The 14874-nt window shown below is 33.3% G+C and carries 14 protein-coding genes; all 14 read right to left on the reverse strand.

The window, feature by feature from the left end; genetic code table 11:
- Positions 1-215: 215 nt before the first annotated feature.
- On the reverse strand, positions 216-1742 hold the full coding sequence (locus tag IEV72_RS11150) for a carbon-nitrogen hydrolase family protein (RefSeq protein WP_188459197.1): 1527 nt from the start codon (positions 1740-1742) through the stop codon (positions 216-218).
- A gap of 389 nt (positions 1743-2131) precedes the next feature.
- The gene (locus tag IEV72_RS11155; protein ID WP_188459198.1) at positions 2132-3109 is read right to left on the reverse strand and encodes a deoxyhypusine synthase family protein; all 978 of its coding nucleotides are present in this window, start codon (positions 3107-3109) and stop codon (positions 2132-2134) included.
- 97 nt (positions 3110-3206) lie between these two features.
- Positions 3207-3689 carry a PIN domain-containing protein gene (locus IEV72_RS11160; protein WP_188459199.1) on the reverse strand — a complete coding sequence of 161 codons (483 nt, stop codon included), beginning with the start codon at positions 3687-3689 and terminating at the stop codon, positions 3207-3209.
- Complete coding sequence (locus tag IEV72_RS11165) at positions 3682-3930, reverse strand: UPF0175 family protein (RefSeq protein WP_188459200.1); 249 nt, start codon at positions 3928-3930, stop codon at positions 3682-3684. Before IEV72_RS11165 ends, IEV72_RS11160 begins: the two co-directional genes overlap by 8 nt.
- A gap of 117 nt (positions 3931-4047) precedes the next feature.
- Entirely contained in the window at positions 4048-4923 is an 876-nt protein-coding gene (speB, locus tag IEV72_RS11170; protein ID WP_188459201.1) for an agmatinase, read from the reverse strand.
- Positions 4913-6313, reverse strand: coding sequence for an arginine decarboxylase (locus IEV72_RS11175; protein ID WP_188459202.1), 1401 nt, complete (start codon positions 6311-6313; stop codon positions 4913-4915). Before IEV72_RS11175 ends, speB begins: the two co-directional genes overlap by 11 nt.
- Positions 6314-6421: 108 nt before the next feature.
- Positions 6422-7324, reverse strand: a complete 903-nt coding sequence (locus IEV72_RS11180; protein ID WP_188459203.1) for an MORN repeat-containing protein — start codon at positions 7322-7324, stop codon at positions 6422-6424.
- A complete protein-coding gene (locus IEV72_RS11185; RefSeq protein WP_188459204.1) occupies positions 7324-8181 on the reverse strand; it encodes a DUF2490 domain-containing protein in 858 nt (285 codons plus the stop codon). The genes IEV72_RS11180 and IEV72_RS11185 overlap by 1 nt, the downstream gene beginning before the upstream one ends.
- A 12-nt stretch (positions 8182-8193) precedes the next feature.
- Positions 8194-10176, reverse strand: coding sequence for a hypothetical protein (locus tag IEV72_RS11190; RefSeq protein ID WP_188459205.1), 1983 nt, complete (start codon positions 10174-10176; stop codon positions 8194-8196).
- A 15-nt stretch (positions 10177-10191) separates the two neighbouring features.
- Positions 10192-11001 carry a pseudouridine synthase gene (locus IEV72_RS11195; protein ID WP_188459206.1) on the reverse strand — a complete coding sequence of 270 codons (810 nt, stop codon included), beginning with the start codon at positions 10999-11001 and terminating at the stop codon, positions 10192-10194.
- A gap of 11 nt (positions 11002-11012) precedes the next feature.
- Entirely contained in the window at positions 11013-11633 is a 621-nt protein-coding gene (locus tag IEV72_RS11200; RefSeq protein ID WP_188459207.1) for a porin family protein, read from the reverse strand.
- Positions 11634-11718: 85 nt separating this feature from the next.
- Positions 11719-12624, reverse strand: coding sequence for a geranylgeranylglycerol-phosphate geranylgeranyltransferase (locus IEV72_RS11205; RefSeq protein ID WP_188459208.1), 906 nt, complete (start codon positions 12622-12624; stop codon positions 11719-11721).
- A gap of 14 nt (positions 12625-12638) precedes the next feature.
- On the reverse strand, positions 12639-13577 hold the full coding sequence (locus IEV72_RS11210) for a mevalonate kinase family protein (RefSeq protein WP_188459209.1): 939 nt from the start codon (positions 13575-13577) through the stop codon (positions 12639-12641).
- 141 nt (positions 13578-13718) lie between these two features.
- Positions 13719-14720 (reverse strand): tRNA dihydrouridine synthase DusB, encoded by a 1002-nt coding sequence (gene dusB, locus IEV72_RS11215; RefSeq protein ID WP_188459210.1) that lies wholly within the window; start codon positions 14718-14720, stop codon positions 13719-13721.
- Between the last annotated feature and the right edge of the window lie 154 nt (positions 14721-14874).

Consider the following 14874-nt stretch of genomic DNA (forward strand, 5'->3'; position numbering starts at 1 on the left):
ATTTAAATGTTGTGTAAATTACAAAATTTTTTCAAACTACTGTAAATTAGACAGTAAGTAGATTCAAATCTTGTGAACACGCAGAATAGCTTAAATTTTAAGCAGTTTTATACCAATTCTACTTTAGATTATTTTTCTCTCATAAACTTTCTTTTATCAAAAAAGAAAGTCTATAAAATATACATTCCTAAAATAGACTGAGTTCGGTTTTATTTCTATTTTTTTCGTTCCAAAGTATACACGTCTTCTCGTCTGTCTTTTAAATTTCGTACGCTTCCAAAATTATGCAGTTCGGTTAAGTCGTCTAAATTTACATCAGCAATCAAAATCATTTCAGTATTGGGTGTAGTTTCAGCTTTTACACCATTGCTCGGAAAAGCAAAATCGGATGGTGTAAATACAGCTGATTGTGCGTACTGAATATCCATATTGTGTACTTTAGGTAAGTTGCCTACGCTTCCAGCAATAGCTACGTAACATTCATTTTCTACAGCTCGGGCTTGTGCACAAAGTTTCACTCTAGAAAAACCGTTTTGGGTATCGGTTAAAAAAGGAACAAACAAAATATTCATGCCTTCTAGGGCTAATATTCTTGATAGCTCAGGAAATTCTACATCATAACAAATTAAGATGCCTATTTTACCACAATCCGTATCAAATGTTTTTAGTTGGCTACCGCGTTGCATTCCCCAAACTTTGGCTTCATCTGGAGTTACATGTATTTTCTCGAAACGCTCAACACTACCATCGCGTTTACACAAATAACCTACATTGTACAACTTATCGTTAATAACTTTTGGCATGCTTCCAGAAATAATATTAATGTTATACGCAATAGAAAGTTCAGCCATTTTATCTTTAATGGGTTGGGTAAATTTGGCCAACTCTCTAATGGCTTCCGGTTCACTTAAATGATTGTATTTTGCCATTAAAGGCGCGTTAAAGAATTCTGGAAATAAGGCAAAATCTGATCGGTAACCTGAAAGCGATTCCACAAAATACTCCACTTGGTGAAGTAATTCATCTAAATCTGAATACGAACGCATTTGCCACTGCACTAGACCCAATCTAACTTCCGTTTTATTGGTAGAAGGTTTTACAGAGTCTTTTTGAAAGTATATATTATCCCATTGCATTAAGACTGCATACTCTTTGGAATCGGTGTCCCCTTCTAAATAATTAGAGAGAATTCGAACGGGTCTAAAGTCATTTGCCAATTGAAAATTAAGTACATGGTCGTCAATTTCTCTAGAACGTACTTTGTTTATGTATTGTCTAGGAGTTAAATCAGTTGCATGTTTATGGTAGTTGGGTATGCGACCACCAAATACAATTCCTTTAAGATTTAATTGTTCGCATAACTCCTTGCGGTAATCGTATAAACGTCTTCCTAGCTTCAATCCACGGTATTCTTTTTTAATAAAAATATCAATTCCATAAAGCATATCACCATCGCTGGTATGCATTTTAAATTTGGCATCGCCTGCCACATCATCGTAAGTGTGTTTATTGTCTATTTTGTTGTAGTCTACAATCAATGAGAACGCACAGCCCGCCAAATCGCCATTAACCGTAATTACTACTTGACCTTCAGGAAATTTAGATATAAGTTGTCTTAGTTCACTTTTTTTCCAATATGCATCTGGTGAATCACCATAAATCTCTACAAAAGCTTCTTTTAAATCTTCAAAATCGTTTAATGAAAGATACTTTAACTCTACTTGTTCTATTTTGTTTTCCATGCTTCAAAAATACGTAAATTTAAGGACAGGGTTTTTTATTGTTTTATGGTATGATTTCAATATCTACCACCATCCAAAACATTCAACAAAACCTGTAAAAGTTAAGTTGAAAACCTGAATTCGATTTATATATTTATTTATCAATGTTTGTGAAATAAGATAGGTGTTCTTTTTCATATTTAGATGGTTACTGTATTTTAAATTGAAATCATGTAATACAAAAAGCTCATAGTAAAAACTACAAGCCTTGATTATTAATTGTAAGTGAAATTACACTGATTTAAAAGTTCATAACGCATGTAGACATTTACGAGTATAAACCGATGTTCTTACCCGCGATAGACAGTCGATTTTAGGAGAATGATTGTGATGCTTAAACTAATAACTGGTTACATCTCCAACAAATAAGCAAATACCAACGGTGCAACAATCGTAGCATCACTTTCGATAATGAATTTTGGGGTATTGATATCTAATTTCCCCCAGGTAATTTTCTCGTTTGGCACAGCTCCAGAATACGACCCATAACTGGTGGTTGAATCTGAAATTTGACAGAAATAACTCCAAAACGGTGTGTCGGTTCGTTCCATATCTTGGTACAACATCGGCACTACACAAATTGGGAAATCACCCGCAATACCTCCGCCTATTTGAAAGAAACCAATTCCGTTATCGTTGGTTTTTGTGTTTTCTGTATACCAATCGGCTAAAAAGGTCATGTATTCTATCCCTGATTTCATGGTAGAAGCTTTCAATTCTCCTTTAAGTACGTAACTCGCAAAGATGTTTCCTAAAGTAGAATCTTCCCAACCAGGCACAACAATAGGAAGGTTTTTTTCGGCTGCAGCGTACATCCATGAATCTTTTAAATCTATTTCGTAGTGTTCTTCTAAGGCACCAGAAAGCAAAAGTTTGTAAACGAATTCATGCGGAAAAAAACGTTCACCTTTAGCTTCTGCATCTTTCCAAATTTTCACAATGTGTTTTTGAATTCTTCTAAAAGCTTCTTCTTCTGGAATACACGTATCCGTTACTCGGTTTAAGCCTTTTTCCAACAAATTCCATTCGTCTTGTGGGGTTAAATCACGGTATTCGGGAACGCGTTTGTAGTGGCTGTGAGCAACCAAGTTCATTACATCTTCTTCTAAGTTTGCACCTGTACAGGAAACAATATGCACTTTATCTTGGCGAATCATTTCGGCGAAAATTTTACCGAGTTCTGCTGTACTCATGGCACCGGCTAAAGAAACCAACATTTTATTGCCTTGGTTGAGTTGTGCTTCGTAGCCTTTTGCAGCATCTACTAAGCTTGCAGCGTTGAAGTGTAAATAATATTTTTCAATGAATTCTGAAATGGGTTTACTCATGGTTTTGATTTTAATTTTTGTTTTCTCGCCAATCTGCCTAATGGCCAGACAGGGTCGCTAAGTCGCAAAAAGATTAACTATGAAGTTAATATATAGTTTATAATTCTCCAGCCTTTCGCAAAATTACATTTTTTAGGCTTTCACTTATCCAAACCTTATTATTTGTTAATTGATTCAATAAAGGTTTTAATTCGGCAATCAGCCCCTTAGTTTTTGCTTTTAATAAAACTCCAATAGTTCCTGTAAGTTTTAAATTAGCATGCTTTGCATGAAAACGACCTAGTTTCTCATCGATGATAATCAAATCTGCTTTTAATTCTGTAGCTAAAACAATTGCTTCTGCTTCTCCTAAATCAAGATCTAAAAAATACTTTATGGCATGTTCATCATTTATTTCAACAATATTTACCCAACTTATTTTAGCTAAATCTTTGTAGTATTCTTTAGTTTTGCCTGCTTCTATTTCTTGATAAACTGCGTGGGGAATATAAATTTGGTTATATAGATCCTTTAATAAATCAAGACGATTTAATTTTAGAAAAGATATTATTGGAGTTGTATTTGAAACTACTTTAAGCATTCACAATATCTTCACTTAAATCATCTTCATTGTACGTCTCAAAAATGGAAACCTTATATTTTGATAGCAATTCCAAAAATTCAACTCTTGAAATATTTAAAACTTTAGCAGCTACACCAGAAGAAATTTTACCCAATTCATAAAGTTTGACCAATGAACTTACTTTCATTTCCAGCTCAAAATCTTTTGCATTTAATTTCAATGTATTGGCTAAGTATTTAGGATATTTAATTTGTATCATAATTCTAAAGTTAGAATTTATCAAATATAACGAAATGATAATAAACTTACCGAAAAGCTTGATTTTTGTTCTCGCAAAGTCGCCAAGGCGCAAAGTGTTGAATTGATAATTACATTTTTAATCTTCTTCATCCGTTAAAATTCGATCGGTATAAAACTTATAGCTCAACATTTTATAATACAACTTCGCAGCTAAAAAATCAGATGATTTTTCGTTTTCATTTGGGCAAAGTTCTACAATATCAAAACCGACTACGTTTTTCTTTTTGAAAATCATTTTCAAGAAATCCAAAGTTTCATACCAAAACAATCCACCGGGTTCAGGTGTTCCTGTAGATGGTAAAATGGAAGGATCAAAAGCATCTAAATCTATGGTTATAAATACATTTGGCGTCATTTGTCCAATAGCATCATCCATCCAATCATCGTACAAATCATGTGCAAAATAAGTTCTTCCTTCATCCATGTGTTCTACTTCGCTACTATCCATCGAGCGAATTCCTACTTGAATCAAGTTGGTATTTTTACTGGCTTCATGAACTGCGCAAGCATGGTTACAAGCAGAACCTTCGTAACTTGGTCGCAAGTCTGCATGTGCATCAATTTGAACAACGGTTAAGTCTTCAAAATGTTCGTTGAACGCACGGATACTTCCAATGGAAATGGAATGTTCTCCACCAAACAAGGTAACAAATTTGTCTTGCAGCAGATAGTTCTTAATGGTTTTATGCACGGTTTCTACCATCTTCTCTGGAGAAGAATTTTCTGAAACTGCTGGAGCTAAGTACACTCCTTTTTTATAGACTTCAGACTTGGTTTCTATGTCGTACAACTCCATGTTTTCTGATGCGTGCAGAAAAGCATCTGGGCCTTTATCTGCTCCTTTTCCCCAAGAGCTTGTTCCATCGTAAGGAACAGGAATTAGCACCACTTGTGCATCATCTAAACGTGCATACTTATCGGGTATGCCGGCGTAATTGGTTTTAGCTTTCATGATAACCTAAAATTTTTAAAAATGCTTCACTTGTTTGTTGTTCTTTAAATAGTTCTGTTGTAATATTTCCTTTTTTGTCTTTTTGTATTAAAATATGTTTGGGTGCAGGTATTAAACAATGCTGCAATCCACCGTAACCACCAATGGTTTCTTGGTATGCACCTGTATTGAAAAACCCGATATACAAGGGTTTTTCTTTTTCGTATTTGGGTAAATAAATGGCGTTCATGTGTTGTTCCGAATTATAATAATCGTCACTATCGCAGGTTAAACCGCCCAATAAAACCCGTTCGTAGCGTTCTGACCATTTGTTAATAGCCAACATGATAAAACGTTTGCTAATAGCCCAAGAGTCTGGCAGTGTAGTAATGAAAGACGAATTGATCATATTCCATTTTTCTCTGTCGTTTTGTTGTTTTTGATATAAAACTTCATAAATAGCGCCGCCACTTTCGCCTACGGTAAAGCTTCCAAATTCTGTAAAAATATGCGGAACAGGAACACCTTCTTCCTCACAAGTTAATTTAATTTGATTAACTACTTCATCTATCATGTATTCATAATCGTAAGTAAAATACAACGAATTTTTAATGGGAAAACCGCCACCGATATTTAAGCTATCTAAACTAGGACAGATTTTTTTAAGACGTGTGTAAACGCGTAAACACTTTTGCAGTTCGTTCCAATAATACGCATTATCTCGAATGCCTGTATTAATGAAAAAGTGAAGCATTTTTAATTCTACTTGCTCATTGTTTTTGATTTGCTCTTCGTAAAATGGAACAATATTTTTATAGCCAATTCCTAATCTTGAAGTATAAAATTCAAATTTGGGTTCTTCTTCTGATGCTATGCGAATTCCGATTTGGAAGCTTTTTTCAACCGCATTGGTTAGCAGATTTAGCTCTTCGTAATTATCTATAATCGGGATGCATTTTTGGTGTCCCTGATTGATTAATTCAGCTATATTTTTAACGTATTGATCTCTTTTAAAGCCATTACAGATTACATAATTATCGTTAGATAATTTTCCTGTTTTCTTTAAATGCCTTACAATATCTATATCGAAAGCTGAAGAAGTTTCAATATGAATATCATTTTGTAAAGCTTCATCTAAAACATGTTTAAAATGCGAAGATTTGGTACAATAGCAATAATGATATTTTCCGTTGTAGTCGTGTTTTTTAATAGCTTCTGCAAACCATTTTTTGGCACGTTGAATATTATCTGAAATCTTAGGTAAGTAGGTGAATTTTAAAGGAGCTCCATATTTTTCAACCAATTGCATTAAGTTGATATCGTGGAATGTAAGTTGATCTTCTTTAAGTTGAAATTCTTCTTGTGGAAAATCGTAAGTCTGACTAATTAAGTCGATGTATTTTGTATTCATTCTTTTATAGTTCGCTAACAAAGTTAATTATTCAGTTTTAAACTTTGCAAACGAAAGTATTAAATCATTATAAAGTTTTTAGGATTTTGAATTGAAGAAGATGTTTGTTTACTGTTTGGGTTTGTCATTTTTCCACTCCCCTTCATATTCTTTGTTTCCATCTGGGTCAAACAAAGTTCCTTTTCCGTTCATTCGGTTATTAGCAAATTCACCTACGTATTTTTCGCCGCTAGGCCAGTAATAGGTTCCTTTGCCTGACCGCATATCGTTTTTAAATTCGCCTTCATAAACTTGACCATCAGCCCATTTAAATTCGCCTTTTCCGTGGCGCATATTATCTTTCCATTCGCCTTTGTAAATTGAACCTGTATTCCAAATACCAATTCCTCCGCCGTTAGCTTTTCCGCTTTTCACTTCGCCGAGATAGTGAATTAAGTTTCCATTTTCATTTGAAAAGCTAATCACTTGTTTTGCTTGATTTCGGGCAAGTTCTTTTTTCTGCTGAGTTAAATTTTGTTGAAGACTGTCTATTTGTTTGGTCTTAAGTGTATTTTGAACCAATTCACTTCGCTTTAAACTATCTACATACCTAGTTATGGAATCAATTTCATCTTGTTGATTAGCCAATTGACTGCGTAAATTTATTTTAGTGATTTCATCATCTTCTTCCGAATTGATAATTTCTTGTGTATATTTTATTCTAGACGAAATGGAGTTTTGTAGTTGTCCTTCTGCATCATCAAAAATGGCTTGGTATTGTTCTAAAGCTTTTTGTGGATTTGTTCTTGAAATTAACAAATCGTCTGCAGCAAGAATGGCAAGTAAGGTTTGGTTGTTCTGGTTAATACTTTTTAGTTCTTGTTTAATTTCAAGAATTTCATCAGAAGGCTTTGTATTTTTATTTTTTGAAGTAATAAAAATCATACTCACTCCTACAAAGCCAGCTAAGATTATAAAAAACAGAACTTTGTAAATGTTTTTTCTTTTTTTAGAACTTGTATTCATCATCATTAATCGTAAAAACTTGTTTCGGGAATTTTATCGTCAAACTTTCTGAAATCTAGATTTATGTATACATTAAATTTCACGATAAAGCGTTCTCTATAAATATAACCTGCCTGACTAGTTTGACCTGTTGTGTACATTAATCCAGCAGAATAAGTTACTCTTGGATTAGCAATATAAGCAAAGGTGGGAAAAATCCTTAAATCTTCCAATGGGTTGTCTGTAATTTTACTTCCTGTTTGCATGATTAATTCTACATCTGGACTAAAATAAAATGCACCAGGCTGAAGTTTAGGTTTATTCAATGGAATTTTCATTAAGAATTTATAACGCCATCGATTTCCGAAAACATATTCATCTCCTTTTTCAAATCCTTTTTTCCAGCGGTGTTCAATTCTAATTCTGTGGTAAATTCTAAAGCGCTCATAAGGCATGGTCCAAATGTATTCGTGCCAGATACGCGGTTCGAGTATCATGCTATTAAAGCCTTCTTCTGCATTTGGGTTAAAATCTAAACGCAAAACACCTCCTGCGGTTGCGCTAAAGTTTTTAGTGGGAATATATTTTATACCATGTCTATTATAAACCTGAGCCATTTCGCCAAAGAATAACGTCTTATTAGATTCATTTCTTCGGTAGTGTAACTCTCCATGCCAATACCATTTATCGGTTAGCCTAAATGTTCCATAAGAATTAAACCAAGTTTGTGTTTGAGCTTCTCTAACTACTGAAGCATCTGACTTTTGGTCTCCCATCAAGGCTGTTTCCATTTCTCCAATTCCTTGAGCTGTAAGAGAATTAGAAACAAGGCAAAGTAGACCTAGTAGGCAACAAAAAGTAAAAACATTAATTTTTTCGAGCATTCTAATCTTGGTTTACTTAAGAAGAATTTGTTTTATTTCATCAGCATCTCGAACTCGTCTTAACTCTTTTTCTATGTCAGAAGTATCTTGGTCGCTTAATTCTACCATTCTATTATATAATCTTTCTAAATCATTCAAATGCTTTGGAAATTCATCACAATCTATATCTTGTTTAATTTCTTTCATTAATTCAGGAAAAAGATAGTCTTCAAAAGCTTTGTAAATACGTTCTTTAATGCGTTCAGACATGTCTACCATTAGGTACGGATTAAATGAAGTTCTGGTATAAACATCATCTAACCTATCGAGTTTTCTTGGTATATCTGCTAATTCTGTGTAGGTATTTAATAATTTTTCAATGCAAGTTAAAGTAGATTGAATTTCATCTTTTTTCTGGTCTACTGGAAGTTTTACATAATTTTCAAACACTTGATTGGTGTATTGTATAACTCCTTCTGCTACATCTTCATGAAACTCATTGTAATTATCTTTTTCATCTTCATTAGAATACAGTGCTATGAGTTCCGTTTTTCTAGCAACTAATTCTTCTTCGTCTTCATTCAGTGCTTCTTGTTTAGATAAATCTTCTAAAATACGTTCTACTTCTTCTTCAATTTCAACAACATCTTTATGCCAGTTCCCTACAAGTTTGGCTAAGGTTGGAATGCTTAAATTGTTCTGCTCTGGTATTTCAGGAAATCTGTGTTTTTCTGTAATCTGCTCTTCTTGGTAAGTATAATTTAATTGTGAATTGAAATTGATCTCTAAATTAAACTTAGGTAATAGTGCTTCGCGGTCTACATATTCAAAAGCGGGTTGAGTTAGCTTATTTACTATTTTATCTAACTCCGGATAGGCTTTTTGGTATTGCTTTAAAATAGATTCATACTTGTTTAAAGTTTCAAAATTGAGTTTACCAATTTCAATTTGTGAGTTAGAAAAGAAATTGGCTAAGCTTTCTTTAATTTGTAAAGATTGATCTTTAAGCTTGGCTAGCTGCTCTTTCTCATTTTTAGTGTAAGTGTATTTTCTTACTTTAAATTTACCAAATTGTATGGCTTGATTTCCTTTTAAACTGTTCCATACTTCGAACTCGTTGTAATAACCAAAGGACAACAAAGCGTTTTTCAAAAACTGATTAGATTTCTGAGTAGTGGCTTTTATATCTTCTACAACATCTTTATTGGCTTCTTCTTTAAAACCAAAATTAGTGAGCTCTAGAATTTTAAAATAATCGTCTTTAATTTCTATGTCTACCCAATTTTCGTTTTCTTCAACAATAATATCTAAGCCAACATGTTCAATATGGTATTTTTCATCGTTGATTAAGAAATAATGAGACTTAAAAATTCCATCTTCATAGCTTCTTATTTCAACCAACTTCTTGTTATCTAAACGGTGAATAATTTCCCAGTTTCCATCTAGAAGTCCATCTTCAGTAAAATTACCATCGATGTTTACCCGATTGGATGCTGCACTAAAATGCGCTACCATTTTAGCATTCTTAAATTTTGAAGAAATACTGTAAAGCGTATCTGTTGGATTAGACGATTCAAATTTTTGATTGACCACTTGCCAATCGCCATCGGCTAAACCATCTTTAAAGTTTCCGTTTATTTTGAATTCGCTTCCTGAAGTAGAAAAAGTGACTTTGTAATTCTTCTCTTTGAATTTCTTTTGGGGAGTAAGTTCTTTTTTACTGAAAACCCATTTACCTGTTTTTTGGTTTTCTTGGTATTTGCCTACATAATTATACGAAACTACATCTTCTTGGTCTTTTACTTTTTGGGTAGAGTTAAACTCGAAGTTGCCATTGTAAATTGTATCTTGATTGTTTAAATAATATTGAAAAAACACTTCACCAATAATACTATCGTTAATTTTCTTTGCTTTTGTAATTTCTTGCGCAGTGGTGTGTAAGCTGAACAAAAAACAAAGGCAAACCAAAAGAAAACCTATATTTACAATTTTGTATTTAAAAAGATACACTTTCATTTTTGATGTTTTCAATTAAAACATTCCTAAGTTAATTATTTCTTGTTTAGTTAAATGTCTGTAATGTCCTCTTGGCAAGTTTTTCTTGTCTAAATTAGCATAAACCACGCGGTCTAGTTTAATAATTTCGTAATCAAATTTTTTAAAGATTCGTTGCACAATGTGCGAACGCTGACTTCTTAATTCCAAACCTACTATGTTTGGCGGTTTATTATCTACAAAGGCAATTTCTTCGATAATTACTTTTTTGCCTTCAACAAATGGACCTTCAGCAATAATGTCTAAATCTTCTTGTCTAAAAGGTCTATTTAACTCAATTTGATAAATCTGCTTTACTCCTTTTTTGGCATTGCTTAATTTTTGAGATAGCGTCCCATCGTTGGTAAAAAGCAGTAAACCTGTGGCAGAAGTTTCTAATTTCCCTACTGGAGCAATTCTGGCTTGAGTTGCGTTGTGCACTAAATCCATCACTGTTTTGTTCGATTTTTCGTAACTACCCGTTACGTAAAATCCTTTGGGTTTATTCAATAAAACATAAGCTTTGGGTTCTGGGTTGATGCGGCGACCGTCAAATTTTACTTCATCGTCTAATTTTACTTTGTAACCCATTTCATTAACCACTTTGCCGTTTACAGTTACATTTCCAGCTTGTATATAAATATCGGCATCGCGACGAGAGCAAACTCCCGAATTAGAAATGTATTTGTTTAGGCGCATTCCAGCTTCTGGATTTTTAACTTGCTGATCTACTTTAGACTGAGCAACTTCCTTTCTTGTGAAGCCTTTTTTATTGGTTTTTTTATTGTTGTTTTTTTTATTATTCATGTGTTTGTGAATTAAAATGAATACCCAAAATACATTTGAAATTGAGCGTTGTATTGGTCTTCTAAAATACTGCTGGCATTTTTTGAAACATTTATAAAACCGCGCGAGTAACGAAAACCTAAGAAAAAGTTCCATTCGGTTTGATAAGTAGCACCTATAGCTAATCCAGAATCAAACTTTTCTATAAGATCATAAAAATTAGAAGACTCAAAATTGGTTCCTTCTAAAATTTCTTTTTTTGCTGTAACAAGATATGATACGTAAGGTCCAGCTTCAAAAGAAATATTATTCTTTAACCTATATCTTGCCAAAATTGGCAATTCTATATAATCTAAAAGCAATCGGTTTTCTGCTCTTAAACTAGATTGCGAATCTGTGCTTCTAGACATTTCTCCTTTTCTCGAAAAAAGCAATTCTGGCTGAACAGACCAAGTTGAATTGAGTTTATATTCCGCATGAATTCCAGCAAGAAATGTTGGTCTTGGCTCGACACTGTTAGAACTTGTTATTAAATCAGACAAAGATAAACCAAAACGAAAGCCAAAATCAATTTTATCTTCTGTAACATCTTCTTTTTGCGAGAAGCTACATGTGCTAATTAAAGCAAATATGTACAATATGCTTTTACGCATCAAAATATTTTTAAAGCGCAAAAGTACGGAATTAAGTAGAATAAGTCTTTAAGAAAACTTAAAACTAAAACACTGGTTCATAAAGTTATAAAAATCGCTTGATAACCAAGTCTACATCGATTAATAAAATGCAAAAAACACCCAATACAATTAAGAATTTCAACAAATTATGAAGCCAAACATACTGGTATTTTGAAGCCGATTTCCAAAGCATAATTAAGTAAAAAAGCAGGACTACTAAGCTGAGCATGAAATAATAGTTCATGTATCCCAAATCAAATTTTGTTAAAAGTACAATTACCGGAATACTGGACATCAAAACCAATATACTTGCTGTTTGCTTGGCTAATTTACTACCAAACTTTACTGGAATAGTTTGGTAATTCTGCGCAAAATCTCCTTTAATATTTTGCATATCTTTTGTAAGTTCTCGTAAGCTAATAAGCAAAAACAAAAACAAAGCATGGACAAATATTACCAGGTCAAAATTTCGATAATAAATAAACACCGCAAAAAAAGGAACAACTGCTAAAATGGAAGCGGTTATGTTACCGATAAAAACATTGCGCTTTAATTGATGCGAATACAACCAGATAGCAAATATGTAAGCCGAAAAGAAAAGTACTGCATTAAACGAAATAGAGCTAGCAATAATAATGCAGGCAAAATTTAATATAAAGTAAAGCGACAACTTGGTTTGTTGGCTCACCATATTTTCCAAATAGGTTTTTTTGGGTCTATTGATTAAATCTTTGGCAGAATCGTAAAAATTATTGATGATGTATCCCGATGCAATAGCTAGCGCGCTACTTACTACAATCAAAAACAAATTAACATCGAAAACAATTTTTTTAGCCGAAAGATAATTGGGCGCAATGATAAAAACAGAAGCCAAGTATTGAGCAACAACTATTACCAAAATATTGTAACCACGAACCACCGCAAACAAACTCAATAATTTGAGAAATATATTGGGTTTTTTAGGTGACATGAAGTAAAATGAATTTAGAAAGTGTAAACTACTTCTAATTTATGACCTTCCAAAGCTTTCTTAGCTTTTTCTAAATCTTCAGTAAAACCTAAAATATAACCTCCACCACCAGAACCACATAATTTTAAATAGTATGCGTTGGTATCGATTCCATTTTGCCAAAGTTGGTGAAATTGTTTAGGAATCATTGGTTTAAAGTTATCTAAAACCACATGAGAAAGCTCTTTTACGTTAGTGTAAAGCGATTTAAAATCTCCAGATAAAAAATTATCTACGCACGCATTTGTGCTTGTAATAAACTTATCTTTCATCACTTTCTTGAAGCTTTCCTGCTTCATGTTTTCCATAAATATATTTACCATTGGTGCAGTTTCACCAACAATACCACTATCTAATAAAAACACGGCACCTTTGCCATTTTGAGCTTGTGAAGGAATTCCAGCAGGCTCAATATTTTCTTTAGAATTGATTAAAATAGGAAGGCTTAAATAGGAGTTTAACGGGTCTAAACCAGATGATTTTCCATGGAAAAAAGATTCCATTTCAGCAAAAATTCCTTTTAATGTGGTTAGTTTTTGCTTTTCAAGGTTTTCTAAAACGGTAATTTTATTGAAAGCATATTTATCGTAAATAGCAGCTACTAAAGCGCCGCTACTTCCAACGCCATAACCTTGCGGAATGCTACTGTCAAAATACATGCCTTGGGCTATATCTGCGTTTAAAGCATCTAAATCAAACTGCACTAATTTGGATTGCTCTTTCTGAAGCTTTTCTAGATGAGTTGAAAAATTGGCTAATTCTTTATTAGATTGTTTTGCAACACCACTTAATTCTTCTTCGATTTTTAAAGCTCCATTGTAAAAATTGTAAGGAATAGATAGACCTTTAGAATCTTTGATAATACCATATTCGCCAAACAATAAAATTTTTGAATAAAATAATGGTCCTTTCATAGTTAATCATTTAGTTAGTTGCTGCAAATATCTGTAATAGTTGCAATTAAACAAAACTTATTTCAAATCAAATGTAAAATGAATCCTTTTGAATAAAAACGAATTGGTTTTTGTTTAACATTTTGCTTAAATAATTAAACACTAGAGTGCGTTTTCAAACTGATAATCACCAAAAAGCTGTTCAACTTCATCAAAAGTAGCAAACACATCTGCTGGATCATCGCAGGTTACCATTTTAGTTCTAAAAGGTTTAAAATCAGGAATTCCTTTAAAGTAATTGGTGTAATGTCTTCGGGTTTCAAAAACACCTAGTTTTTCGCCTTTCCAATCAATAGCCATTTGCAAATGTCTTCTAGCAACTTCTATGCGTTCTTGCATGGTGGGTGGTGGCAAGTGCTCACCGGTTTCAAAAAAATGTTTTACTTCTCTAAAAAACCAAGGATAGCCTATACTTGCACGACCAATCATGGCTCCGTCTAAACCAAATTTATCCCGCATTTCTACTGCACGTTCAGGAGTGTTTACATCTCCATTTCCAAATACCGGAATATGCATTCTAGGATTGTTTTTCACTTCGGCTATGGGATTCCAATCGGCATTGCCTTTATACATTTGTGCGCGTGTTCTACCGTGAATAGAAATGGCTTTGCAACCTACATCTTGTAAGCGTTCTGCTACTTCTACAATTTTTATAGAATCGTGATCCCACCCCAAACGGGTTTTTACCGTAATAGGTAAGTTGGTGTGTTTCACCATGGCTTCCGTTAAAGAAACCATTAAATCTATGTCTTTTAAAATGCCAGCGCCAGCACCTTTGGAAACCACTTTTTTAACTGGACAACCAAAATTAATATCAATGATATCTGGCTTAGTTTTCTCAACAATTTCAACTGAGCGCAACATGGAATCTAAATTTGCTCCAAAAATTTGAATCCCTACTGGACGTTCTTTTTCGTAGATATCTAATTTAATTACACTTTTTGCCGCATCGCGAATTAACCCTTCCGAAGAAATAAACTCGGTGTACACCACATCTGCGCCTTGTTCTTTACACAAAGCACGAAATGGCGGATCACTTACATCTTCCATGGGAGCAAGCAGTAAAGGAAAATTTCCAACGTCTATATCACCAATCTTTGCCACAGTCTTTTTTTTTGCAAAAGTAAGCAAAAAGTGAGTGTTGCTCAAAATCAATTTGTTAATGTAATTTCTAAAAAAAGTAATTATGAAAAAGAAATGTACATCAGTAAAAGTAGACCTTCAAGCTACCTAATTAAAAGCTCTACAATACAATCAT

It is taken from the genome of Psychroflexus planctonicus (genome assembly GCF_014640195.1).
GTDB classification, from domain to species: Bacteria; Bacteroidota; Bacteroidia; order Flavobacteriales; family Flavobacteriaceae; genus Psychroflexus; species Psychroflexus planctonicus.

Bases quoted from the DNA above. Each gene is read 5' to 3' on its own strand.
- IEV72_RS11150 (WP_188459197.1), bottom strand. From the start codon at position 1,742: ATGGAAAACAAAATAGAACAAGTAGAGTTAAAGTATCTTTCATTAAAC.
- IEV72_RS11155 (WP_188459198.1), bottom strand. From the start codon at position 3,109: ATGAGTAAACCCATTTCAGAATTCATTGAAAAATATTATTTACACTTC.
- IEV72_RS11160 (WP_188459199.1), bottom strand. From the start codon at position 3,689: ATGCTTAAAGTAGTTTCAAATACAACTCCAATAATATCTTTTCTAAAA.
- IEV72_RS11165 (WP_188459200.1), bottom strand. From the start codon at position 3,930: ATGATACAAATTAAATATCCTAAATACTTAGCCAATACATTGAAATTA.
- speB (WP_188459201.1), bottom strand. From the start codon at position 4,923: ATGAAAGCTAAAACCAATTACGCCGGCATACCCGATAAGTATGCACGT.
- IEV72_RS11175 (WP_188459202.1), bottom strand. From the start codon at position 6,313: ATGAATACAAAATACATCGACTTAATTAGTCAGACTTACGATTTTCCA.
- IEV72_RS11180 (WP_188459203.1), bottom strand. From the start codon at position 7,324: ATGATGATGAATACAAGTTCTAAAAAAAGAAAAAACATTTACAAAGTT.
- IEV72_RS11185 (WP_188459204.1), bottom strand. From the start codon at position 8,181: ATGCTCGAAAAAATTAATGTTTTTACTTTTTGTTGCCTACTAGGTCTA.
- IEV72_RS11190 (WP_188459205.1), bottom strand. From the start codon at position 10,176: ATGAAAGTGTATCTTTTTAAATACAAAATTGTAAATATAGGTTTTCTT.
- IEV72_RS11195 (WP_188459206.1), bottom strand. From the start codon at position 11,001: ATGAATAATAAAAAAAACAACAATAAAAAAACCAATAAAAAAGGCTTC.
- IEV72_RS11200 (WP_188459207.1), bottom strand. From the start codon at position 11,633: ATGCGTAAAAGCATATTGTACATATTTGCTTTAATTAGCACATGTAGC.
- IEV72_RS11205 (WP_188459208.1), bottom strand. From the start codon at position 12,624: ATGTCACCTAAAAAACCCAATATATTTCTCAAATTATTGAGTTTGTTT.
- IEV72_RS11210 (WP_188459209.1), bottom strand. From the start codon at position 13,577: ATGAAAGGACCATTATTTTATTCAAAAATTTTATTGTTTGGCGAATAT.